Here is a 24,810-nt window from a genome sequence, read left to right as displayed (position 1 = left end):
GATATCCATGAAAGTCGTTATACAGAGATGCAAGAATGCGCAAGTTACAGTTAACGAAGAAGTTGTAGGAAGCATTGGTGAAGGGCTAATGGTCTTGGTGGGTGTAACCCATGAAGATGAGGAGAAGGATGCTAAATACTTGGCCGATAAGGTGTCCGGGTTAAGGATATTTGAGGACGAGCATGAAAAGATGAATTTCAGCGTGCTTGACATCGGTGGAGCGATCCTATCGGTGTCCCAATTCACTCTCTATGGTGATACCCGAAAGGGTAAGCGACCTAATTTCATGGCGGCGGCTAAACCGGACAAGGCTGAAATTTTATATGAGGCATTCAATCAGGAATTGGTGGCAAAGGGGCTTCAGGTGGAGACCGGTGTGTTTGGGGCAATGATGGATGTTGCTCTGACCAACTCGGGCCCTGTTACGATCATCATCGATAGTCGTAATTAATTCGAAGGGACATTGTTTGAACAACGCATAGGTTAAAGATAACTGGACATGCTGTGAAACAGAGATGTTTATGGGAATCACAGTGTAAAGGAGTTTTTAACAATGCGACAATCCCCTAAATCCGCTGGTTGGAGTGCGGTATCACTTCTTGAACCCGGTGCTGTCAGAGAGACAGAGAGCATAAATCGTTCAGTTGTGCTTCCTGCGGATCCGATATGGAAGATGGACGTAAAAGCGAGTGATCGGGTGTTTTTGCCGAGAACGTGAAGGAATGGACTTTATTCTTGTAATCGTACACCGGAGGAATGGACATGTCTAAACAAATTCAAGCATATTTCAGTAATGAGGATAAAGCAGAAGGTGCAAGAACGGCGCTTCTGACTTACAAAACCGAAAATCTGGAAGTTGGACAGCTTCAAGAGGCGGTAGGTAGAGGTACCAACATTTTGGTGCCGATAGTACCGTTAAATGCGGCAGGTATGGGTGGTTCAACTACTGGAACGGGATCGGTCGGTGGTGTGGCTGGAACCTCGGGTGCTATAGTGGGTACGCGTGATGTTACTGATCTCGAGCGATCGGAGGATGCTCCTGCCTCTGACTTTGATGAGTGGGTGGATGCAGCGGATTTAATCGATGCGGATTACAGGGAATTAAAGTATGTGTTGTCGGCCAAGGTTAGTGATACGGACTATGAGGATATTGTTCGGATGCTTCGGTCTAACCATGCGTATGTTGAGCGGTTCGACTAATCGAAAAGATACCGCTTTCACACTTGTAATATAACTGTAATGTTCGTATCATGTTTCCTTAATATAAGCTGTTTATAATAACAGCATGACCCCCTTTTTTATATATGTTTTGGACCTACAACATCGGTTTGTAGGTTTTTTTCTTTTCTACAGGGGATTTCGTTGAGTTTTTTTTCTTGACTTTAATGCGGCGGTTCATTACAATCTAAAAATATAATGTTTTGGGTATATTAAAAATAACGATACTGATTCGATGACGGGACCAAGTACTCCATCCCCACAAGACCAGAGAGGAATCCCCTTGGCTGTAAGGATTCCCTTGATGAGTGGACGAATGACCTCCTCGAGAACAGACGGCGAATGACATACCGGTTGCACCGGTGAATGTTTTCAGTAGCCGTTCTGCGCAGCCGGGCGTTATCCGGTTGAAAGCGGAGTAATCCATACAGTAATTTTTAACATTACTGTTCACGTTGGATGATCCGGAATGTGGGTGGCACCACGGGAGATTTCAGTTTATGACAATCCCTCGTCCCAGTTGTTAATACAACAGCTGGAACGAGGGGTTTTTTAGTTTTTCAAGAGAAATTACATAGATCAGTCGGGAACGTTTACCTTGATGGAATCGGTCCCGGACTAATTGGAGGGATGAACGATGGCAAATATCAGATTTGAGAAACCGACAGGTACACAGGATTTCTTGCCGGGCACGGTCGAGAAATGGCAGTTTGTTGAGGATAAGGCCAGAGATTTATGCCGCCGCTACAACTACAGAGAAATACGTACGCCAATCTTCGAGCAGACAGAGCTGTTTGAGCGTGGAGTTGGTGAGACGACGGATATTGTCGAAAAAGAAATGTACACGTTTATGGACAAGGGTGACCGCAGCATGACACTTCGTCCAGAGGGAACAGCCGGTGTAGTTCGGGCATACGTGCAAAACAAATTGTACGGTGAGCCCGATGTTACCAAGCTGTATTACATCGCTCCGATGTTCCGTTATGAGCGCCCTCAGGCAGGCCGCTACCGTCAGTTCCACCAGTTCGGTGTTGAAGTGTTCGGAACGGCTGATCCTGCCATCGATGCGGAAGTTATTGCATTAGGATATTCTTTCACGAAAGAACTGGGTCTGCAGGGTGTAAAGGTGGAGATTAATTCGGTCGGAACCCCAGAAGTACGGGCAGCTTATCGCGATACTCTGCTTTCCTTCCTTACGCCGATGAGAGAGAATCTGTGTTCAGACTGCCAGTCCCGGATGGAACGGAACCCGCTGCGTGTACTGGACTGCAAGAAGGACCAGGATAAGTTCGCTGGAGCGCCATCGATTTTGGACAGTCTGGATGAAGAGTGCAGCACTCATTTTGAAAAGGTAAGAGAATATTTGGATGCCATGGGCGTTGAGTACGAGATTAATCCACGTCTTGTCCGTGGTCTGGATTACTACACACATACAGCGTTCGAATTCAAAGCTCAAGGCATTGGAGCTATCGATACTGTAGGTGGCGGCGGCCGATTTAACGGTTTGGTAGGGGAAATCGGTGGACCGGATCAGCCGGGAATCGGCTTTGGTATTGGTATGGAGCGGATTTTGCTTATACTTGAAAATCAGAAGATTGATCTGCAAGCTGTAAAGCCGCTTGATGTGTATCTTGTAGCATTGGGTGATGCAGCAGAACAGGAAGTAACGAAGATTACTTATAAACTGCGCAGCGAAGGATTCTCTGCAGAACGTGATTACCTTGGCCGTAAAATGAAAGCACAAATGAAGTCGGCTGACCGTCTACAGGCTCGTTATACAGCGATCCTTGGTGATGACGAGTTGTCCCGCGGTGAAATTGCTCTGAAGTCGATGGAAACCGGCGAGCAGCGTACCGTAAAGCTGGATGAATTGCATAAAGAATTAAGTTAGCCTGCCGTATTCGGCTTAATTATAAATAAAGGGGTATGATGAAACCATGAAAAGGACGCATCATTGCGGTCAGTTAACGACCGCCAACATTGGAGAAACCGTGACGTTAAACGGCTGGGTACAGACCCGTCGTGACTTGGGAGGCGTACTCTTCATCGATCTTCGCGACCGCAGCGGAATTATGCAGGTTGTATTCAATCCGGATTTCTCCGGTGACGCACTGGCTGTTGCGGACAAGGTCCGTAGTGAATATGTACTGGCCGTATCCGGTAAAATCGTGAAACGTGCTGCTGAAACCGTAAACCCTAACCTTCCTACAGGGGAGATTGAAGTTCAGGTTACCGAAATTGAAGTATTAAACGCAGCAAAAACACCTCCGTTCTTCATTGAAGATGGCGTGGAAGTTGATGAGCAGCTTCGTTTAAAGTATCGTTATCTGGACTTACGCCGTCCTGAAATGCAGCAGACATTGATGCTTCGGTCAAAAGCGTCCAAAATATTCCGTGATTTTCTTGATGAGGAAGGCTTTGTTGATGTCGAAACACCGATTTTGACAAAAAGTTCGCCGGAAGGCGCACGTGATTACCTGGTACCAAGCCGAGTGCATGCAGGCGAGTTCTTTGCACTGCCGCAATCCCCGCAACTTTATAAACAGTTGCTCATGGTAAGCGGCGTAGAGCGCTATTACCAGATTGCACGTTGTTTCCGTGACGAAGACCTTCGTGCTGACCGTCAGCCTGAATTTACACAGGTCGACATTGAAACTTCGTTCATGGAACGTGACGACCTGCTGAGCATGATGGAGCAGTTGATGGCCCGTCTGTTTAAGGAAACCATAGGAGTTGAGCTCGCGACACCGTTCCAGCGCATCAGCTACGCTGATGCTATGGGTAAATACGGTTCAGACAAACCGGACCTCCGTTTTGGTCTTGAACTGATCGAGATGAATGATATTGTAGCATCCAGTGGTGTAAAAGTGTTTGCTTCCGTCATTGAAAAAGGCGGAGAAGTGAAATGTTTGAACGCCAAAGGCTGCGGTACTTGGACACGTAAAGAAATCGATGAGCTGGGTCCATATGCCGCACGTTACGGAGCCAAAGGCCTTGCTTGGATTCAAGTGAAGGAGGGCGAATTTAAGGGCCCTATCGTGAAGTTCTTTAGCGAGCAGGAGATTGAAGCGATCAAAGAACGTACTGGAGCAGAAGAGGGTGACCTGTTGCTGTTCTCCGCCGATAACAAGAAAGTTGTGGCTGATGTGCTTGGCGCACTTCGTCTCAAAATCGGACGCCAGCTTGGCTTGATCAACGACAATGAGTTCAAGTTTGCGTGGGTTCTAGACTTCCCGCTCTTGAGTTATGACGAAGATCAAAAGCGTTATGTGGCAGAGCATCATCCATTCACTCGTCCAAGGGATGAAGATCTGGAGCTGCTCGACACAGATCCGCTTGCAGTTCGCGCACAAGCTTATGACATTGTATTGAATGGTTATGAAGTGGGCGGCGGATCTATGCGTATTTACAAGCGGGATATTCAAGAAAAAATGTTCGCTGCGCTGGGCTTGTCTCCTGAGGTAGCCAATGAGAAGTTCGGCTACTTGCTGGACGCTTTCGAATATGGTACTCCTCCGCACGGCGGAATCGCATTCGGCTTGGACCGTTTGGTTATGCTGCTGGCTGGACGAACGAACCTGCGTGAGACGATTGCATTCCCGAAAACAGCAAGCGCTACGGATCTTCTTATGGATTCCCCTTCCATGGTTGATGGAGGACAGTTGGAACAGCTCCATATCAAGCTTGCGAAAAAACCGGGTGAAGATAAGAAGTAATGAATATCAGATCATTATTGGGGGAAACGGCTGCATTCCAGCCGTTTCTTGCCTGTTAGGAGGTTGTTAATATGCTGCATCAGTTTTCCCGGACGGAACTGGCAATCGGGCCTGAAGGCCTTGACGTTATGAAAAATAGTACAGTAGCAGTACTCGGTATTGGCGGGGTCGGCTCTATTGCAGTAGAGGCCCTTGCTCGTACTGGGGTCGGCCGTATTATTCTGATCGATAAAGATGTTGTTGATATTACGAACATTAATCGTCAGATTCATGCGTTGACAACAACGGTTGGCCAAAAAAAGGCGGATCTGATGGTGGATCGTGTGAAGTTGATCAATCCGGAATGTGAAGCGATTGCGCTTAATATGTTTTACACCGACGAAACCTATGAAGAATTGTTTAAATATGATCTGGATTATGTGATCGATGCATCGGACACGATTATATATAAAATCCATCTGATCAAGGAATGTCTGAAGCGCGGTATACCGATGATCTCCAGCATGGGAGCCGCCAACAAAATGGATCCGACCAAGTTTCAGGTTGCTGACATATCCAAAACATCTATGGATCCAATTGCCCGGGTTATCCGCACAAAGCTTCGGAAGGAAGGCATTAAGAAGGGTGTGAAGGTTGTATTCTCTCTAGAAGAGCCGATGAAGCCCCGCCAGGATGTCACGGACAAAATTGTGCCAGAGAATGCGCCAGAAATCCGCAAGGCTAAACAGCCTCCAGCAAGTAATGCATTTGTGCCTCCGGTGGCGGGCCTGATTATGGTCAGTGTTACAGTAAAGGAGCTTCTTGAAAGGGCAGGACTATCTTCATAAATGTTTTAAACCATAATGGACGCAGTCCGCTGTAGAAGCGGATATTGCGTCCTTTTATCGTTTAATATAAGCTGCTGCCTGAAAGGTCTGTAGTATATTGAGAGGAGATGTGCTACAATGAATATCCTTTTTGTGTCACGGATGCCCTAAGTGGCGGCGATGCAGAAAAATAGTTCTTAGGAGGTAACTGAAATTGACGGACTCTTTTCAAAGTGCCTATCAAGAAGAAGAGCAGAGACTAAATGAAGCGATCGCCGAGATTGACAAACAGCTTGAGCGACTGCAGAGCATTCCGGTGTATACCGGGCATGATTTCACAGAGCAGGTACTCGAAGCAGGACGTGAGGATCGACGTCAGGCTCTGAAGAAAAGCCAGCCTGAGCCTTATTTCGGACGGTTGGACTTTCAGGAGAACGGTAAGGAGGAGCAAGCGCCGCTCTATATCGGCAAGGTCGGATTTGACCAGGAGAACGCCGGGGAACATCCGATGGTTATCGATTGGCGGGCACCCGTTGCCAGTTTGTTCTATTCATTTACCGGTGGCAGTGATCTCGCCTCATATGAAGCGCCTGAAGGTCTGGTTGAAGGCTTGGTGTACTTGAAACGAAATGTTGTTATTCGTAAGCAAATTCTGGAGCGTGTATCCGATACATACAACCGTGAAAGCGGTGGGCCCGCCGTGTCGGACGAATTTCTCGTCTACCGCCTTGGAGAAAACAAGGATAACCGGCTTAGGGATATCGTATCTACGATTCAGGCCGAGCAGGACAAAATCATCCGTGCGGCCAAGAACACGGCCCTGATTATCCAAGGGGTAGCAGGAAGCGGAAAGACTACTGTGGCGCTTCACCGGTTGGCCTTTTTGCTGTATCAATATAAGGAGCAGGTGTCGGCGGAGAAGATGATTATTTTTGCTCCGAACCATATGTTCCTGGACTACATATCCGACGTGCTTCCTGAGCTCGGTGTGGGTGATATTCAGCAGCGGACGTTCGCAGATTGGGCATCAGAACTTCTGGATGTAAGCATGACGCCTAGTGATGCATCGGAAACACTTGCCTTCTGGTTCGAGACAGAAACGGGACAGGGAACACCAGATATTAATGATGATGTCCGCGGTCGTTATAAAGGCTCTTTAAGACTGATGAATCTGATTGAACGCTGTGTTGAACAACTTGAACAATCTGCGCTGCCAGAGGGGGACTTTTCCCCATGGGATGGGGCTGTCCTTCGTCGGGAAACGATAGCTGAGTGGTTCAACGAAGAGTATAAACCGTATCCTCTTGCGAAGCGGAAAGAGCGGGTTCTTGCCCGGCTGCACCGCTGGGTTGAGATGGAACTGAAAAAAACACCGTCTCAGGCTGTTTTGAAGGAGCGGAAGAAAAAAGCCGCCCAGCGGGAGAAATCCTATGGGAATAAGTGGCCGAAATTCGAACCGCTAGTGCTGTATAAGCAGTTGTTTGGCGCTGCCAAAATAAACGGACTGTGGCCGGAGGAGTTTGATTCAGAAATCCCGAAGGAAGTGTTGAACTCCACCCGTAAAGATCTGAAGAAAAACGTAGTTCGGGAAGAGGATCTTACACCGCTGCTTTATTTCCACTGTTTGATGAATGAAATTACGGGTGAGCAGAGATTTGACCATATCGTTATTGATGAAGCACAGGATTTCTCGCCGTTCCAGGTTGCACTTTTGGATCGCTTCGTAAGGGGGCATTCCTTTACGATATTAGGAGATCTGTCGCAGGGTATCCATGCCTACCGCGGCGTTCATGCCTGGGAAGAGATGAGTACATTATTTGAACCCGAGAGCAGAGCCTACTTTGCATTGACGCGAAGTTACCGATCTACGATGGAGATTATAGAATTTGTAAATGGCATACTGGAAAAAGGTGTGGGGAGTGATCTGCTTGCCGTGCCTGTCTTCCGAAGCGGAGATGCTGTACGGCTTGTACGCTATAACGGGGCGGCAGGCAGAGAGAAGGATCTCCGCCGTGCACTGCGTCATCTCCTCTCGAAGGGGAACTACCGGACCGTTTCGATCTTGACGCGTACACTCCGGGAAGCGAAGGAGCTCCACGAGTTGCTCGCGGCTGAGTGGCCTGAGCTTCATTTGATAGATGGAAGCAAACAAACCTATCAGGGCGGTATATCTGTGCTTCCGGTTTACCTCTCTAAAGGGCTTGAATTTGATGCCGTTATCGTTGCTGACGCAGACAGCGCTCACTATGCGGAAAAAGCATGGGACGCCAAGCTCATGTATGTTGGGTGTACACGTGCATTGCATGAGTTATGGCTGCTAAATGGAGAACAGCTTCCTTCTTATGTCGTGGCAGATCAACCTGAGATCGCATCTCAGGGATGGCCAGATGGTGTCTAACAGTTAGGTTTAGCTACCTAAAGTAAATATGTTTAGTTGCGCTATATAATAGAACCTGGGGCATAAACAGCCTCAGGTTTCTTTTCGTTGATCAGACCGATTTGTTGATAGGAATAGCCTAAATTGTGCAAAGCGATAAATCGTAAGTGAATGAAAGATTGTGATATGATAAGAAAAGCAGATTACGGATCATGACGCTGTTACGCTGTTATGATTCAAACAAGGAAGTGTAATGATGGATTTATTCTCTTTCGGTCGTGAAGAGGATCGCGATTCCCGGCTTCTGGCTGACCGGATGCGTCCTTCCAACCTGGATGAATATATTGGACAAGAACATATTGTAGGGCCGGGTAAACTGCTTCGGCGTGCAATTGAAGCGGATCAAGTATCTTCAATTTTACTGTATGGTCCGCCCGGCTGCGGTAAAACAACGCTCGCTCATATCATTTCGAAACATACCCAAGGGTCATTCGTACGGCTTAATGCAGTAGAAGCTTCTGTTAAGGATGTACGTGAAGTGATTGAACAGGCGCAAAGTAACAAATCATTGTATGGTACAAAGACGATTCTGTTTCTGGATGAGGTACACCGGTTCAACAGCTCCCGTCAGGACGCTCTTCTGCCCGCGGTTGAAAAGGGAACAATCATCTTTATTGGTGCCACTACGGAAAATCCGTTTCATTATGTGAATGGGGCTCTTATGAGCCGCTCAACCTTGTTTCAGCTGCAGTCGCTGAATAAGGAACATTCCTGCATTGCTATGAAGCGTGCGCTTCAGGATAAGGATAGAGGGCTTGGCTTTATGCAACTTCAAGTGGATGAAGAGGCACTGGATCATATCGCATCCATGGCGAACGGTGATATCCGCCGGGCCTTGAATGCCCTGGAATTGGCGGCAATGACGACACCTCCCCTTTCGGATGGCACCGTTCATATAACACTTGAGGTTGCGGAGGAATCAATCCGGCGTCCAACCGTCCGGGCTGATGAGTCAACCCAATATGACGTCCTATCCGCTTTCCACAAAAGCATTCGCGGCTCCAGCGATGCTGCGCTATTCTGGTTTTTATACGCTGTAGAGAAGCTTGGTATGGATCCGATGGTGTTCATTCGCCGTCTGATTGCGGCTAGTAGTGAGGATATCGGGCTTGCTAATCCGCAGGCGATGGTACAAGCTGTCAGTGCATTGGAGGCTTATCGTAACAATGGTTGGCCTGAGGCCAAACTGAACATTGCACAAGCGATTCTTTTTGCTGTGGAGAGCCCGAAATCCAATGCCGTTTACACCGCTATATCACGTGCCATGTCTACTATGGAGGAATTCAAATCGGCTGAGGTTCCGCTCCATTTACGCGATACTCATTATCAAGGAGCCGTCAAACTTGGACATGCGGGATACAAGTATCCTCATGACTATCCTGGACATTACGTGAAGCAGGATTATTTACCGAAGGAGCTTGCGCATCGGGTGTTTTATCAGGCGACAGAACAGGGAAATGAAGCTAAAATATCCCATAACCAACGTTTGCGCAGAGACGAGTAAAGGAATTCGAAACACTTGATTCATTGAATAAATTTCATGTTGTACATCTTGAATGTTACGGTAAGGAAGGGAAATTGTATGGGAAAGAACCTGCTCTTTGTGGGTGCGGGAGGATTCGGTGGTACATTACTCCGCTATGGTCTGGATGAGATAATACCTGCTCCATTAAATGGATTTCCGGCAGCTATCCTGTTCATTAACCTGGCAGGATGTCTATTTCTAGGCTGGTTTTTGACTTACTGCTTATCTTCCGCACATATTTCAACACAGGTTCGTCTGCTCATCGGTACCGGGTTTACGGGGGCGTTTACGACATTCTCAACCTTTACAGTGGATACAGTCAGGTTAATCGGTAACGGTCAGAACGTAGTCGCCGTGATCTATGTAGTCTTAAGTGTTGTTGGCGGTCTGCTCATGTCCTGTATCGGTGTTTGGCTGGGACGGAAGATGTCTTCGAAGCAAGAAGGTGCGGCAGTGTGATTTTGTGGATAGGATTAGGCGGGATAGCCGGAGCGGTTTCCCGTTATTGCGTTGGTATTTGGCTTGGAAAAAAAGCACAGGGGACATTCCCGTGGGCTACGCTTCTCGTAAATTTGGCCGGTTCCATCATACTTGGACTTCTTGCCGGTTATGCGGACCATCTTCCTGAAGCTGTTTACAGAATGCTCGGAACCGGCTTTTGTGGGGCGTTTACCACATTTTCAACCTTTGGTTATGAAGCGGTCACTTTGGCAGGAAACAAGCAATACATACAAGCATTCTTATATGTGCTCATATCGGTTATGCTGGGTCTTGCAGGGGCATGGACAGGACTCTATATAGCGGCTCAGGTTTAGAACTTGTTGTGTGGCCATTATGGGGAGGAAATAAATAATGTACAAATGTAAATTTACAGTATTGATGCTGTCTGCAGGTCTAGTGCTGGGTGGTTGCGGTGCTGAGAAGGTACAAGAGCCGGAAGAGAGCATGCAAGGAACTGAAACGGTTCACGAACATGATTCACAAAACAAGCTTGCTAATGGAGATCTTCAAGAAGCTAGAGCCTCTGCGAAGGAGCTGCCAACGTTCTTGGATGGTAAAAGCGATGAGATGCGCACTATTTATGCACTCGCAGCCCAGGAAAAAGATGTGCTTACCTGGATTCCATGCTACTGTGGCTGCGGTGAAAGTGCAGGGCACAAGAGTAATCTGAACTGCTTCATTAATGAAGTTAAAGAAGACGGCAGCATTGTGTGGGATGATCACGGCACACGCTGTGGTGTTTGTCTGGAAATCGCAGTAGAATCAGCCAAGATGGACAGTGAAGGAAAAAGCTTGACTGAAATCCGCAACACAATCGATGAAAAGTATAAGACGGGTTACGCGAAACCGACTCCTACCCCAATGCCGACAGAAACCAATTAAAATCTTGTGGCTGACCGCCATGTCACGCTGCACCACGATCTGGGAGTTTCGCCTATGATAAATGTTACAGTTAAAATCTATATGTTGTTATATTCTTTGATATGACAACTATATATAGTGCTTAATGGTCGATCGGATCACTCCGGTCTTAAAAGGGAATCCGGTGAAAATCCGGAGCGGTCCCGCCACTGTAACAGTTTCTTGAGGCGAACATAAGAAACAATCTCGTTAACTCCGCCAGTTCGTGAACTGAAGCCAGATACCTGCCATTATGACAACACGGTGTGCCTACGGTTGATAGGAAGTGTTTCGAATGGAAGGGTTGTCTGGTCCGTTTCTACTTGACTGGATTAAACGGTTCTTTATGAAGCATGTATTCCGCCGATTTGCGGCAGCATGCTTTTTTATTGTCCACTTCGATCGTACCGCACACCGTGAGGGGTTGGTTAATACGCCTGTAAAGGTATTTGCCATAGGAGGAATTCGTAATGAAGGTAATCAAGAGGGATGGAACATGTGTGACGTTTGAAGTTACACGGATTATGAGTGCGGTGAATAAAGCTTTTCAGGCTACTGAAGGAACTTCCAGATATGAGGCATCGTCCCGGATCGGTACATTGGTAGAAGCTGAGACGGTTGGCTTGGAGCAAATGTCTGTGGAAGAAATACAAGACCTTGTCATACATTTTTTGAATGAAACCGGTTATAAGCAAACAGCTGAAGCTTATACAGAGTACCGTGAGGCACGTGACAGAGAACGTATAATGCGCGGAGAGCTGTACAAGATCAGCACCAACGTTATCGGTGTTAAAGATCTGGATCTGCTTCGGGAAAATGCCAATTTGAACGGTGAATCTTTCAGTGGGAAAATGAGCCGGATCGGATCGGAATATGCCAAGTGGATGGCGACCAGTTTTATGCTGCCAAAACCGTTGAACGAGGCTGTAAAAAACGGATATGTATATGTACATGACTTAGATCAATATGCACTCGGAACGACCAATTGCATTTTCATTCCATTTGATCGGCTGCTGGCAAATGGCTTTAATACGGGGAACGGTTCGGTCCGTCCTCCACAAAGCATCATGACCGCTATGGCACTGGTAGCCATCATATTTCAGTCTCAGCAGAACAGTCAGTTCGGCGGGGTATCTGGCAATAAGATAGATTGGGATTTGGCGCCTTACGTGGGTAAGTCCTTCCGTAAGCATTTTCGAAAAGGGCTTTCTTATTTCAGTGAAGGCGACATGAACTTAGGAAAAGACATTTCGGACTTGGAGCTGCATATGGATAACCACTCGCTTGAAGAGATTTATCCTCATACATATAAGTTTGCATATGCAGAGACTATAAACGAGACCAAGCAAGCCGCGGAATCTCTGATCCATAATTTGAACACGATGAGCAGTCGGGCTGGGGGGCAAATTCCGTTTACCTCGTTAAATTACGGGATGTGCACTTCTACAGAGGGAAGATTAGTTTCTCATGCACTTCTTGACGCTACAATGAGAGGACTTGGACGTGGAGAGACACCGATATTCCCGCAGCATATTTTTCAATGTAAAAACGGGATTAATCAGGCGGAAGGTGATCCGAACTACGATCTGTTCCTAAAAGCGGTAGAGTGCTCCAGTCGCCGATTATATCCAAATTTTGTAAATGTAGACGCGTCGTTCAATCTTCCCTATTACCGACCGGAAGATCCAGATACGATCATTGCGACTATGGGGTGCCGTACACGAACAATTTCGGACCGTTTCGGCAGAAATCGGTTGAGTGGGAAAGGGAATTTGTCTTTTAACACGATCAACCTCGTACGGCTTGGGATTGAGCATGGCATAGTAATGGATAAGCGACAAGATCCAGATATGAGCGGGTTTTTCGAAAGTTTGGAACGTTATATGAAGATTGCAGTGGAAGGATTGATCCACCGGTATGAAATTCAAGCCAAGCAGCCGGCAAAGGCTTCGGATTTTATGATGCGCGAGGGGGTCTGGGAAGGTGGGGAGAAGCTTGCCCCAGACGATGCGGTCGCAGAACTTATAAAACACGGATCGTTGGCACTTGGTTTTATTGGTCTTGCGGAGTGTTTGAAAGCTTTAACAGGACAACATCATGGCGAAGACGAGATGGTTAGAAAGATGGCGCTCGATATCGTTGGAAGGATGCGTGCTTACTGTGATGCCATGAGCGAGCAGTATGATTTGAACATCACGCTTTTTGCCACTCCAGCAGAAGGGCTGTCCGGAAAATTCACAAAGCTGGACCGAACCACATTTGGCAGTATACCGGGTGTAACCGATCGGGAGTACTATACGAATTCATTTCATATTCCCGTGTATCATCCAGCCGCTGCTTTTCAGAAGGTTCAATGGGAAGCACCATTCCATAAGCTGTGTAATGCGGGTGCGATCTCGTATGTAGAGCTTGACGGCAACGCACGGCAAAATACGGCTGCATTCCGGAATATAGTCCAATTTGCGCTTAAACAAGACATTGGTTATTTTTCCGTTAATCATCCATTGGATCGGTGTCCTGTCTGTGATTACGAAGGAATTATCGGTGCATCTTGCCCAGAATGCGGGGTCGAGGAGGACAAGGTGCTGTTCCATCGTCTACGCAGAGTAACAGGTTATTTAACGGGCAACTATACGGAGCGATTCAATTCAGCCAAACAGGCTGAAGTTAAGGATCGGGTTAAACACCGATGAACATATGCGGCTATATACCGGAAAGCATTAATGAAGGCCAAGGAGTCCGTGCCGTTCTGTTTGTCAGCGGCTGCCGTCATGCTTGTGCCGGGTGCTTCAATACGGCTTCATGGGATTTTGAAGCTGGGGAACCCTTCACTGATGAGTTGAAAACTCGAATTCTAGAGGAAATTGCATGTAATCCTTTGCTGGAAGGAGTTACGTTGTGCGGTGGAGATCCCTTTTTCTCAGCGGAGGAATGCATTAGTTTTCTGTCTGACTTCCGGGAGTGCTGTCCTGATAAAAATGTATGGGCTTATACAGGTTTTACCTTTGAGGCGGTTATGAGACAGCCGAAGCTAAGGCAGCTGGCGCTTCTGTGTGATGTTATTGTTGACGGTAAGTTTATACAACGGGAGAGAGATACTTCATTATCATTTCGTGGAAGCCGGAATCAGCGTCTGGTAAATGTTGCTTCAAGTGTGGAGAAAGGCTGCGTGGTGGAAGTTTCCCTATGATGAAAAGGTCTGAAAACAATAAAGAGGCATGCCCTTCAGGTTACTAGAACCTGTAAGGGGCATGCCTCTTTCGTATGTTGATGCATTGAAACACCGGGATTACCGGTGTTTTTTTCGGTTATCAATTACTTATGGTCACCGGGTGGTCAATAACTTATGCTCGAAATAGGATAATTTTTATCGTTTTAATTCAATTTGTGAACCAAGTGCAAGGTGATGACAATGTATAGTTGAATGATCATTCGGAAAGGAGAACCTCATTGGATATCGATGAATTCAGCAATCTTGTGGATATGTACGGAAAAGCCGTATACGGGTTTTGTTACCGCTTAGCCGGAAATAAAGCGGATGCGGATGATCTGTATCAGGAAACGTTTCTAAAGGCGATGGAGATGCTCCACAAATTGGATGCCAATCACAATCCGAAGTCATATCTGATCTCTATTGCCATCCGCTTGCACAAAAACCATCGCCGGAAATGGGCCCGGAGACAAAGGATAATGCCCAGCGTTGAGTTCAAAGAGGCTGTGGACAAGTTTTGCGGTGGAGTAGAAGCTGGGAAACCGGAGGAAGCGGCGCTATCCGGCGAGCTCAGCCGCATTATCCGTGCAGCCGCAGACAACCTGAACGATAGGTTGAGAATTCCGCTTTATTTGTACTATACCGCAGACATGTCCGTTGAAGAAATTGCGGAGATGCTGAAGATTCCCAAGGGAACCGTAAAAAGCAGACTATTTTTAGCGCGTAAAGCCATGAAAAAGCAATTGGAGGTTGAATCAGATGAAGGAATCCGAGGAGTGGGACTATCTGCTAAAAAATGCTCTGGCTTCCGAGAAGGAGCCGGAAGAGATTCTGAACCAAGCCATCATCCGTAAATATAAGGAGAGAGGAAGAATGAGACACGCTAAACGAAAAAAGCTTACCGTCGGGATAGTAGTTGCTTCAGTCACGCTCGCCCTGTCCATGACGGCTTTTGCAGCTGCGCAATTATTCAACGCCAACCAAGTAGCAGAGCATTTGAAAGAGACGAAGTTGGCCCAAGCCTTTGATAGCCGTGATGCGATCGAAATCAACCAGTCTGCTGATGCCAAAGACTACCGTTTTACCCTCCATGGAATCGTTTCAGGAGCGGGACTCAAGGAATTGGCGAATGGTGCGGAGGGCTTCAATGCCGACCGAACTTATGCCGTCGTTTCCATCGCGAGACAAGATGGTTCTGCCATGCCGTCGACGGCGGATCCGGAATATGGTAAGGAAGCGTTTTTTGTTTCACCGCTTATTAAAGGTCAGAAGCCTTGGGCAGTTAATATCGTGACGATGAATGGCGGCTACAGTGAATTTGTGGCTGATGGCATTATGTACAGGTTGATCGAATGCGACGATATAGAAATGTTCGCGGACAGAGGAGTGTATCTGGCGATAGCCAGCGGTACAAGTTTCTATAGCAATGATGCCTTTGCTTTTCAAGAAAACACAGGCAGTATTCTTCCCAAAGCTGACTATGAGGGAGCCGCCCTTTTGTTTGATCTGTCTTTGGACCCAACCAAGGCGGACCGTGCCAAGGCGGATGCTTATCTTCGTGAATTGACGGAGGAACCTGCAACATCTTCCGCTATACCCAGTGACAAGACTGAATCGGAATTGGCGGATGAAATCGAAGATATGAAAAGGAAAATACCCGAGGGCACGCTCATTCCCGAATCCGTCATAGAAGTGACGCTGAAGGAAGGAGGCAACATTTTTTATGAGTATAACGATTGGAGCGTGACAATTCCCGTTCAGCAGTTGTTCTTGGAAGGGCAGACAGGATATTCCGAGAGTGTCCATTTCAGCGGGGATGGAGCTGAGTATAGAGCGCTTCAATTCTATAGAGATGAGAAGGGCGTTATTACTGGAAGAATAACGATTTTGCCATAGGTATGCCGGATATACGTCTGTCAACTCAAAAAACGTAAGCATTACACAGGAAGCTCACAAGCTGACACCGGATCTAATCGGGGTCAGCTTGTTGGCTTTCGGATCATGTATGGAAAACCTTGAAGCTTGCGACATTCGCGGCTTTTTTTCTTTTACACTAAATTTGACTATTTTGGAACAAAAGATGGAGGCGATATATGGTAACATGATAACGAATTGTATTCCATTATGGACTAGACAGGATAGAAAGGGCGAAAATTGTGGTCTCAAATGTAATTGCTTTTATCGTAATAACTGGCTGCCGTATAGATTTCACAGAAAAGAAGTCTCCATAGGGAGTTAGTTGAAAATTTCGCAATTTCATCTTGATAATGACAATCATTATCATTAATATTAAATGGTATTGTAATTTATTCTGCCTATGATTCAATACAATATAGATGCCCTAAGGGGAAGGAGCGTAACAACACTGCGTCATGTCCATCATGTTAAGAAAATGTATGTTTAGGAGAGAGGAAAAGAATGCTTAGAAGGTTTTTCTCGTATTATCGTCCGCATCGAAGGTTATTTATTATTGATTTTACTTGCGCCGTCTTTGTCGCGATCCTGGAATTGGCGTTTCCCGTAGCTGTTCAATCTTTTATCGATAAGCTTTTACCCACCGGGAATTGGTCGATGATCATAACGGTCAGTATCAGTCTGCTGCTCTTTTACATACTAAGCACGTTCATGCAGTATGTCGTCAATTATTGGGGGCACAAGCTTGGCATTAATATCGAGACCGATATGAGACAAGAGCTATTTCAGCAGTATCAGCGTCAATCCTTCAAGTTCTATAATGATCGCAAGACAGGGCATCTCATGAGCCGGATTACGAACGATCTGATGGATATCGGCGAATTGGCGCACCATGGTCCGGAGGATTTATTCATTGCCATTATGACATTCTTCGGTTCCTTCTTCATCATGCTGCAAATTAATGTTCAATTGGCTCTGATCTCAATCTTCATCTTCCCGTTCCTGTTAATATTGATTCTGTTCACGAATATGAGGATGAATAAAGCTTGGAAGAGAATGTATGCGGAAGTGGCGGAAGTTAACGCACGCGTGGAAGACAGCGTATCTGGTGTTCGAGTTGTGCAATCTTTTACGAACGAAAAGCACGAGGTTTCACTGTTCACCAAAAACAATCTTAAGTTCAGATCGGCCAAACTTCAAGGTTACAAGGTCATGTCATTCAGTTTGTCAGGCGTCTACATTCTCACGCGTTTAATAACGTTGCTCGTATTGATCTATGGCGCATGGATGGTATACCAAGGAACGCTTACGAATGGGGAACTGGTCGCCTTCATTTTATACGTCAACATTCTCTTTAAGCCCGTCGATAAGATCGCGGCGCTGATGGAGATGTATCCGAAAGGAATGGCCGGCTTCAAACGGTTCACGGAAATGATGGACCTCGAGCCGGACGTGCAAAATGCCAAAAACGCCAAGGCTGTATCCTCCCTACGGGGCGATATCCGGTTCGATAACGTCAGCTTCGCTTACAATGATAAACAGAACGTGCTGGATTCCATATCTTTCGAAGTAAATGCAGGAGAAACCGTAGCCTTCGTCGGACCTTCCGGGGCTGGAAAAACCACGATCTCGCAGCTGATTCCGAGATTCTATGACGTAACTGGGGGAAGCCTCACGATAGACGGGATCGATGTGCGCGAGATGACCAAAGAATCTTTGCGAGCACAGATCGGAATGGTACAGCAGGATGTTTTCTTGTTTACTGGTACGTTAAGGGAGAATATTGCTTATGGCAAGCTAAGCGCGACTGAAGAAGAAATCCTGGAAGCTGCGCATAAAGCCAACTTAACCGAGATGATCAGGCAACTGCCGGATGGACTCGATACTCAGATCGGTGAGAGAGGGTTGAAGCTATCTGGTGGACAGAAACAAAGGATTTCCATCGCCAGAACGTTCTTAAAGAATCCGACGATCTTGATCCTGGATGAAGCCACTTCTGCGCTGGATACCGAGACGGAGATGATCATTCAGGAGGCGTTGTCTGAATTAGCAGTAAATCGGACGACAATCATTATCGCCCATCGTTTATCTACGATTAAAAAAGCGGATCGTATCTATGTCGTAACGAACGAAGGCATCGCAGAAGAAGGCAACCATCAAGAATTAATTAATCAGGACGGGATCTTTGCCAGACTGCATGCTGCACAATTTCATTAATTTATAGCTGAGAATCAGTAAATACTAGAGGCAGTCGATGAATTGAATCGGCTGCCTTTTTTAATGATTAACACGACCTCGCAGTTCGACATGGGCCGGACCGCGGTATCCAAACATCCAATGGGACCTCACATAGTTATTTTCGCTAGTTTTTTAGTCTAGAACATGATTCATAGTTTCTGCATAACATAAACTAACTAACTCTTTGTGCCACGCAGGAGAAGGCTGGTGATAGTGATTGAACAGACGAAATAAGAAGAATAAATGGAGTTCAGTACTCCGAAGTCTCGATCTCATCACAGCAACCTTGCTTCTTAATGGACAAGTTACGATTACAGGAGTTTTTCTTCAAACGGGTGGCGCCTTCTCTTTATCTTTGTCTGGGCCAATAACCGGGGGATTTCATACTGAAAGCAAGACCAAAACAGGGAATCTCGTCATCGATATCCTGGATATTTTGGTAGTCGTTTTTCTGCTCAGTGATTCGATTAATATACAAGGCACTTACTTTACTTCAGGGAGGTTTAGCATCGTGGTGGGGGGACCTTTGTTTGGAGGGGATAAAACAGAAGCAAAAAACGTCCCCGGATATGCATCTGATTTTAGAAAGTTCTTAAAACATAAAAATAAGAAAGGTTGATGGATATGGCATTAACCGAATCATCAACGAGTAAAACACCAAAGGGGATTGCTTTCATTTTGGGTGTGTCCGTAGCAAGCTTTATTTTTCTCTTTACTCAGCCTAAAGAAACAGAATTGTCCGCAACAAAAAAACGGAAGTAAGCTCCGCTTATCCAAGGGCTAAATTGTTTTGAATTAATTTAAAGAAGTATCTCCTAAACATGGAAATACTTCTTTTTTATTGATTTTAATCAAGCTACCAACTACAACTGGTCTACAAAATCCAAACAACTTTGAGCGCTTTTTCGAATACGCTTGTAGGACGGAACACTTTCTACGCCGCAACTATTTACAACAAAACAAGTTTTGTCTATTATATAAATAGACCTACATTTGTTTTGTTTGTGATTTATGCTGTAGTGTTGTTTTGGATTCAATAAATGAAAAGAGGAGAAACTATGAAAATACCTGCTTCTACGAATCATAAACCTGTTATTATTTCGGAAAACTATGGGGATGTGGATGGGCGATTCGCTAACAACACAGATGTAAAAGCTCTATCTTTGGGATTGACCCAGTGGAACGGAGAAGGTAAGGCTAATGTTGCCGCCAAAATATGGAGAAACACAGAGGAACAAGGGTCCGGACAATCGGAAGAGATACCTATCCATCGAATTCTGGATTTGTCCATTCTCTTTTGCAGTGCTTTGACGCATTTTACTGAGGCCTATAGATACGAACATTTATATGATCCGCAGAATCCTGTGCTCGATCGGATTGGACTGCAAGGGAATGCCATGACGGTGGCCGTTTGTACGGATAATGATGAGATTAATGAGGATATCAAGCAGTTCAACGAAGCATTGAGCGATAACGGTGAGATGATTGGAGAGCGTCTGCGAACATTATCAAGAACATTAAAGGATTTGGGATATTAAAATGTTTTCCAATCGGTATGTTCGAACAATTATCCTCTCCCGGGTGCTGTTGCAGTTGGGAATTTGGATCCGGAATTATGCTGTCCTTCTTTATGTTACCGAATTGACAAATAATAATCCGGTTGATGTATCCCTGATTTCGGTTGCGGAATTTGCACCGATCTTTCTATTCGGCCTTATTGGTGGGACCTTTGCCGACCGATGGCGGCCGAAGAGAACAATGGTATGGAGCGATTTGTTATCTGGTTTGTCCGTTGGGGCTGTGCTGCTTGCGGTCATGAATGGTGAATGGATTGCGCTTCTCATCGGATCATTTGTTTCTGCCAGCCTGTCTCAATTTTCTCAGCCTTCGGCTATGAAATTGTACAAACGGCATGTGCCAGCTGAACAACTGCAGGGCGTAATGGCGATGTCCCAGACTCTTGTTGCTGTGTTTATGGTTTTGGGTCCGGTCATCGGCACGTTTATTTTTATACAGTTTGGTATTAACGTATCTCTGATCCTCACAACTTCTATGTTCCTAGGGTCTTCCCTTGTATTATCGTCCCTTCCCCGTGATGCGAAGGAACCGAAGTCAGGGGATACCGGCGGCTTCTTAAAGGAGTTGACGGACGGCCTACGCTATATCGGGTCCAATAAAACCTTAAGAACACTTAGTTTGACTTTCTCGGCTGTTGGATTGGCATCAGGACTGACTCAGCCGCTTCAGATCTTCCTTGTCATTGAGAATTTGGGACAGGACAAACAATTTCTGCAGTGGTTGGTTATGGCAAATGGGGCAGCCATGTTGGTAGGCGGAGCTGCCATAATAGCGATAGCCAAAAAGGTGAAGCCACAGCTGTTGCTCCTGGTAGGTTTGCTTGTCAATGCCGTCTGTACGATTGGAATGGGCGCGTCAACGTTAATTTGGCTGACAATTATTCTTTTGGTGATCAGTGGTTTGTTTTACCCTTGTATTCAAGGCGGGATCCAGACGCTTATTATGCGGAACACAGAAGGGGCATTTATTGGCCGGGTATCCGGAGCGATCATGCCTGTTTTTATGGGAATGATGGTGATTGGCATGTTTATATCCGGCTATTTAAAGGATACATTTTCCCTGCTGGAGGTATTTGTGGTGAGTGGTGTTTTTGTGATTATCGGTGCGCTTTTGCTGCTCCCTATTGTTGTTGAGAAAAGAAGTAAAGCGAAAGAGAGGTCCCAGCATCATGACGGATAAGGAGGAGAAATAAATGACTGAACATGAAGAATATTATTTGACATCTGCAAGACAATTGACGGATGCAGAAAAAAAGCTTGTTTGGAAAAAGCCAATATCTCATAAGGCCAGCGAAGAAGAACGGCGCATTAGTAAAGAAGTAAAGCGCAACTGGAATCGCGGGGAAATGAAAATTGCCAATATTCTGTTAGAAGGTGATGCTGGTTCTGGTAAAACACAATTAGCAAAAGCATTATCATCCAATTTCGGGCTGCCCTATACGAAAGTGACCTGTTTTGCGGATATGGATAAATCGGATATTATTGGCGCTATTTTGCCGGTGATTTCTTCTGAACGATTAGAGAAATTAGAGCCCGTGGAGCAAACAGTTTTTAAAGCATTATATGAAAGCGATGGTTTTCAAAGCACAACTGAAATTTTGATGGACGCATTGGGGATTACACAGGAAATGGCTTCCTCAAAAATGAAACAATTATTGGAACTGGCTGCGGATAACGCTCAGGATGAAGCTGTTGAGTATCGTTTTTACGCTTCCGAGATCGTCAGGGCCTTTCAAAAAGGCTATCTGCTGGAAATTCAGGAACCAAACGTGATTCGAGATGCTGCCGTATTGATGGCACTGAATTCTGCATTGGAGCTGGATGGCAGTCTTAATCTTCCAACGGAAATCGTGCACAGGCATCCGGACTTTATAGCGGTGATTACGGCAAACCGCAGTTATGCGGGTTCTCGACCGCTTAACGAGGCGCTGCGTGACAGGGTTCAGCATACGGAGAAGATGGATCTGCCGACCAAGGAGATTATGATTGAGCGCGCAATGGCCAAAATCGGCTACGGAAATGATGAAATGCTGGACGTTCTGGCAAACATCATTATTCTATTGGACCAAACAGCTCGGGCAAATGCCATTAAAGGTGTGGCCGGTATGCGTTCCTATTTCTATTGGGCGGATGCCGTTGCTCAGGGGGCTTCTGCAAGAGAATCCCTTTATCATAAAGTGATCTACAAGATAACAACCGATTCGGAAGAAATCAAACTGCTGGAAGATGCGTTGAAAGACCAAGGTTTGTTGGAAATTTTAGATGAAGTCCCGGTTGAATTAAAAAAAAACGAAATTTAGACGCAGTGGAGATCACAACAGGGGAAAGTAGTATAGACATGGATTCGATTCATGATAAGCTAGCTGAGGAAGATGGTATCCTGTTAAAAAAGTCCGCTGAAAGCGACGACAGCACATCCATCCATTCAGTTGATTCCGCGGATATGGAGAGTACGGATTCGGGCGAGGATGGATCACCGAGGTATCATATGGCCAATCCTGAACCCATGTCGGAGAAGGAGAAGCAAAAGGAAAGGGACTTCCGTAAAAAGCTGAATCGGGTCTCCAGGGAAATCGTGTCCGATTCTATTCATCAGGCTGTTAAGCTGATTGTTCACCGTCCTGAATACGATCCGAACCATCAGGAGGAATATTTAAGTCTGAGTAGGGGGCTTATGCCCGTCGTACGTGAAATTGCCAGAAAAACGCTACCGCTGTTACAGCATGAGGTAACCGCGGAATTTGCCAGGAACCATTACTATGGTTCTAAATTTCAGGCAGACAGCGTGGCCTACCGTGATTTCAGGTATTTTGCCAAGAAACGTCCCCCGACGGAAACCCCTGGTCTTGTGGTCGGTTTAAGGGTGGATGAATCAGCATCGATGGCTGCTTTCGGAAGATTGGAAGCGGCCAAACGAGCGGTTATAGCGGTTTATGAATTTTGTCAAATTTGCGATATTCCGATTCTAATCTATGGGGATACTGCTGATGTTTCCCGATTGGAACAGATGTCCATCTTCGCTTATGCTGATTATGATAAAACGGATTTCCGTGATCGGTTCAGACTAATGGGCATTCGTGCCAGAAGTAATAATCGAGATGGAATGGCTCTAAGAATTATGGCAGAACGGTTAGCTGCTTCCCCGAAACAAACCAAGCTGTTAATTAGCATAAGCGACGGTCAGCCCAAAGCCATGGAAGACTATACCGGAAGTCTTGCCATTCAAGACATGCAGCAGACGATAGCCGAATACGAAAGAAAAGGTATAAAATTTCTGGCAGCAGCCATCGGTCAAGACAAAGATGTCATTAGTCAGATCTATGGAGGCGAAAGATTTCTGGATATTACCAATCTGAATGAGCTACCTGCGAAATTAGTTCGCATCATTTCTCGATATTTATGATATTCATCAAGTAGAACCGGTGAATTTACAGCCACAGCTCACGTGTCATTATTACACGTGGGCTTTTTCAATGTACGCCCAGCATGGGCGTCATCTTTAGGGTGAAAGTCCCGAAAAGGGGCTGGCGAGCGCCTACCGTAGCTAAGGGCAAAGCTGTCCGTCGTGAGCCGGAATCTGAAGGAAGCCGGATGCGCCGGATTACCGAATAGCTGATCCAATATATTGTGGGATAAACAAAAAAATCGCCCTTCAAATAAGGCGACAATGTGAACTTTATATTTTCAACACGTTTATTATACCATAAATTTACATAAAAATCAAGTCTTATCCTGCTCAATCTTGCTGTGCTACAACGGATAAGAGGTGATCCATGATGGAAAAGAAAAGCCTGACCGCTCTTGTCAGCGCGTTCTCACGGGCGTATCACGCCAAGCATAATCAACTGAAAATTTTTGATGATCCAATCGCCATTCAGCTGCTAACCGATCAGGAATACGAGGAGATAGCCTGCAGCATGTCTCAGGCCATATCCTTCTTCCGACCTTCGTTTGTTGGCTCACAGGAGCAGGCGTTGCGCGAGGTCGTCGATTATCAACTATCTCCTTCTCCACTTGGGAGAGCAGCATTTGCCGAACAATCGCTCGCCGTTGCCGCCAGCTTAGGAGCCGAGCAGTATTTGATCTTTGCCGCTGGCTACGACACCTTCGCCTTTCGCCAGCCGGAGTGGGCTGCGAAGCTGCGAATTTTTGAGATCGATCATCCCGTTACGGTAGCAGATAAAAAAAGGCGTGTATCCGTTCTTCCATTGGCCAAGCCGGCAAATCTGCACTGCGTTACTGCTGATTTTTTTAAAGAGGACTGGGTAAGCCGTTTAACAGCCTGCCCGGAATTTGATCGACAACGAATCAGCTTCAGTAGCTTGCTCGGAATCAGCTATTATTTGCCGAAGCAGGTATTCAAGCAGCTATTGTCGTCCATATCCCTGCTGGTCCCAAGCGGCAGCAGCTTTGTCTTTGATTATCCCGATGAGCTTACGCTCACTTCGCAGGCGGGCGAACGGGCGCAGAAGCAAGTAATGATGGCCATGAGTGCGGGTGAACCCATGCAGGCAGGCTATTCCTACACGGAACTGGAGCAATTGCTGGAAGAGGCCAATCTGCTGATCTACGAGCATCTAACCCCGCCCGAGATTACCGCTCAGCTGTTTCAGGCCTATAACTACAGTCAACCCGCTCATCAAATAACGGCATTCGACAACGTTAACTATTGCTTGGCTGTCAAGCCCTAGCGATCGTTCTCGGCATGCCTCGGTTTTGAGTATCCACAGCAGGAACGCGTAGGTTCGGAGGAATGGACTCAGCAGT

General features: G+C 46.2%; 23 protein-coding genes and 1 riboswitch. All 23 genes read left to right on the top strand.

Annotated elements, in window-relative coordinates; translation table 11 throughout:
* Positions 1-7: 7 nt before the first annotated feature.
* Positions 8-451, top strand: a complete 444-nt coding sequence (gene dtd, locus AC2TF5_RS20700; RefSeq protein ID WP_491299028.1) for a D-aminoacyl-tRNA deacylase — start codon at positions 8-10, stop codon at positions 449-451.
* A 102-nt stretch (positions 452-553) separates the two neighbouring features.
* Entirely contained in the window at positions 554-718 is a 165-nt protein-coding gene (locus tag AC2TF5_RS20695) for a hypothetical protein (RefSeq protein ID WP_491299027.1), read from the top strand.
* A gap of 44 nt (positions 719-762) precedes the next feature.
* Entirely contained in the window at positions 763-1,200 is a 438-nt protein-coding gene (locus tag AC2TF5_RS20690) for a hypothetical protein (RefSeq protein WP_491299026.1), read from the top strand.
* 655 nt (positions 1,201-1,855) lie between these two features.
* Complete coding sequence (gene hisS / locus AC2TF5_RS20685) at positions 1,856-3,109, top strand: histidine--tRNA ligase (RefSeq protein ID WP_491299025.1); 1,254 nt, start codon at positions 1,856-1,858, stop codon at positions 3,107-3,109.
* A gap of 46 nt (positions 3,110-3,155) precedes the next feature.
* On the top strand, positions 3,156-4,934 hold the full coding sequence (gene aspS / locus AC2TF5_RS20680) for an aspartate--tRNA ligase (RefSeq protein ID WP_491299024.1): 1,779 nt from the start codon (positions 3,156-3,158) through the stop codon (positions 4,932-4,934).
* A 71-nt stretch (positions 4,935-5,005) separates the two neighbouring features.
* Positions 5,006-5,761 carry a tRNA threonylcarbamoyladenosine dehydratase gene (locus AC2TF5_RS20675; RefSeq protein WP_491299023.1) on the top strand — a complete coding sequence of 252 codons (756 nt, stop codon included), beginning with the start codon at positions 5,006-5,008 and terminating at the stop codon, positions 5,759-5,761.
* Positions 5,762-5,954: 193 nt separating this feature from the next.
* On the top strand, positions 5,955-8,138 hold the full coding sequence (locus AC2TF5_RS20670) for a HelD family protein (protein ID WP_491299022.1): 2,184 nt from the start codon (positions 5,955-5,957) through the stop codon (positions 8,136-8,138).
* Between the two features lie 235 nt (positions 8,139-8,373).
* Positions 8,374-9,681, top strand: a complete 1,308-nt coding sequence (locus AC2TF5_RS20665) for a replication-associated recombination protein A (RefSeq protein WP_491302955.1) — start codon at positions 8,374-8,376, stop codon at positions 9,679-9,681.
* A 78-nt stretch (positions 9,682-9,759) separates the two neighbouring features.
* The gene (gene crcB, locus AC2TF5_RS20660; RefSeq protein ID WP_491299021.1) at positions 9,760-10,161 is read left to right on the top strand and encodes a fluoride efflux transporter CrcB; all 402 of its coding nucleotides are present in this window, start codon (positions 9,760-9,762) and stop codon (positions 10,159-10,161) included.
* Positions 10,158-10,517 (top strand): fluoride efflux transporter CrcB, encoded by a 360-nt coding sequence (gene crcB, locus AC2TF5_RS20655; RefSeq protein WP_491299020.1) that lies wholly within the window; start codon positions 10,158-10,160, stop codon positions 10,515-10,517. Before crcB (AC2TF5_RS20660) ends, crcB (AC2TF5_RS20655) begins: the two co-directional genes overlap by 4 nt.
* 37 nt (positions 10,518-10,554) lie before the next feature.
* Complete coding sequence (locus AC2TF5_RS20650; RefSeq protein WP_491299019.1) at positions 10,555-11,085, top strand: PCYCGC motif-containing (lipo)protein; 531 nt, start codon at positions 10,555-10,557, stop codon at positions 11,083-11,085.
* A 109-nt stretch (positions 11,086-11,194) separates the two neighbouring features.
* Positions 11,195-11,370, top strand: a riboswitch (cobalamin riboswitch).
* A gap of 28 nt (positions 11,371-11,398) precedes the next feature.
* Complete coding sequence (locus AC2TF5_RS20645) at positions 11,399-11,614, top strand: hypothetical protein (protein ID WP_491299018.1); 216 nt, start codon at positions 11,399-11,401, stop codon at positions 11,612-11,614.
* Entirely contained in the window at positions 11,574-13,796 is a 2,223-nt protein-coding gene (locus AC2TF5_RS20640; RefSeq protein WP_491299017.1) for an anaerobic ribonucleoside triphosphate reductase, read from the top strand. Before AC2TF5_RS20645 ends, AC2TF5_RS20640 begins: the two co-directional genes overlap by 41 nt.
* Positions 13,793-14,293, top strand: coding sequence for an anaerobic ribonucleoside-triphosphate reductase activating protein (gene nrdG, locus AC2TF5_RS20635; protein ID WP_241932655.1), 501 nt, complete (start codon positions 13,793-13,795; stop codon positions 14,291-14,293). Before AC2TF5_RS20640 ends, nrdG begins: the two co-directional genes overlap by 4 nt.
* Positions 14,294-14,553: 260 nt before the next feature.
* The gene (locus AC2TF5_RS20630) at positions 14,554-15,168 is read left to right on the top strand and encodes an RNA polymerase sigma factor (RefSeq protein WP_491299016.1); all 615 of its coding nucleotides are present in this window, start codon (positions 14,554-14,556) and stop codon (positions 15,166-15,168) included.
* Positions 15,074-16,210 (top strand): hypothetical protein, encoded by a 1,137-nt coding sequence (locus AC2TF5_RS20625; RefSeq protein WP_491299015.1) that lies wholly within the window; start codon positions 15,074-15,076, stop codon positions 16,208-16,210. Before AC2TF5_RS20630 ends, AC2TF5_RS20625 begins: the two co-directional genes overlap by 95 nt.
* A gap of 522 nt (positions 16,211-16,732) precedes the next feature.
* Positions 16,733-18,445 carry an ABC transporter ATP-binding protein gene (locus tag AC2TF5_RS20620; protein WP_491299014.1) on the top strand — a complete coding sequence of 571 codons (1,713 nt, stop codon included), beginning with the start codon at positions 16,733-16,735 and terminating at the stop codon, positions 18,443-18,445.
* A 238-nt stretch (positions 18,446-18,683) separates the two neighbouring features.
* On the top strand, positions 18,684-19,085 hold the full coding sequence (locus AC2TF5_RS20615; RefSeq protein WP_491299013.1) for a hypothetical protein: 402 nt from the start codon (positions 18,684-18,686) through the stop codon (positions 19,083-19,085).
* Positions 19,086-19,524: 439 nt separating this feature from the next.
* Positions 19,525-20,004: a DUF6530 family protein gene (locus AC2TF5_RS20610; protein WP_491299012.1), complete on the top strand. Its 480-nt coding sequence runs from the start codon at positions 19,525-19,527 to the stop codon at positions 20,002-20,004.
* A gap of 1 nt (position 20,005) precedes the next feature.
* Positions 20,006-21,223, top strand: coding sequence for an MFS transporter (locus AC2TF5_RS20605; protein ID WP_491299011.1), 1,218 nt, complete (start codon positions 20,006-20,008; stop codon positions 21,221-21,223).
* Positions 21,224-21,236: 13 nt separating this feature from the next.
* The gene (locus AC2TF5_RS20600; protein ID WP_491299010.1) at positions 21,237-22,343 is read left to right on the top strand and encodes an AAA family ATPase; all 1,107 of its coding nucleotides are present in this window, start codon (positions 21,237-21,239) and stop codon (positions 22,341-22,343) included.
* Between the two features lie 38 nt (positions 22,344-22,381).
* Positions 22,382-23,446, top strand: a complete 1,065-nt coding sequence (locus tag AC2TF5_RS20595) for a vWA domain-containing protein (RefSeq protein WP_491299009.1) — start codon at positions 22,382-22,384, stop codon at positions 23,444-23,446.
* Positions 23,447-23,816: 370 nt separating this feature from the next.
* Positions 23,817-24,734, top strand: coding sequence for a class I SAM-dependent methyltransferase (locus AC2TF5_RS20590; RefSeq protein ID WP_491299008.1), 918 nt, complete (start codon positions 23,817-23,819; stop codon positions 24,732-24,734).
* Positions 24,735-24,810: the final 76 nt, after the last annotated feature.

The sequence above is a fragment of the Paenibacillus sp. JNUCC 34 genome (genome assembly GCF_058269055.1).
This window is presented reverse-complemented; position numbering and strand designations above follow the sequence as displayed.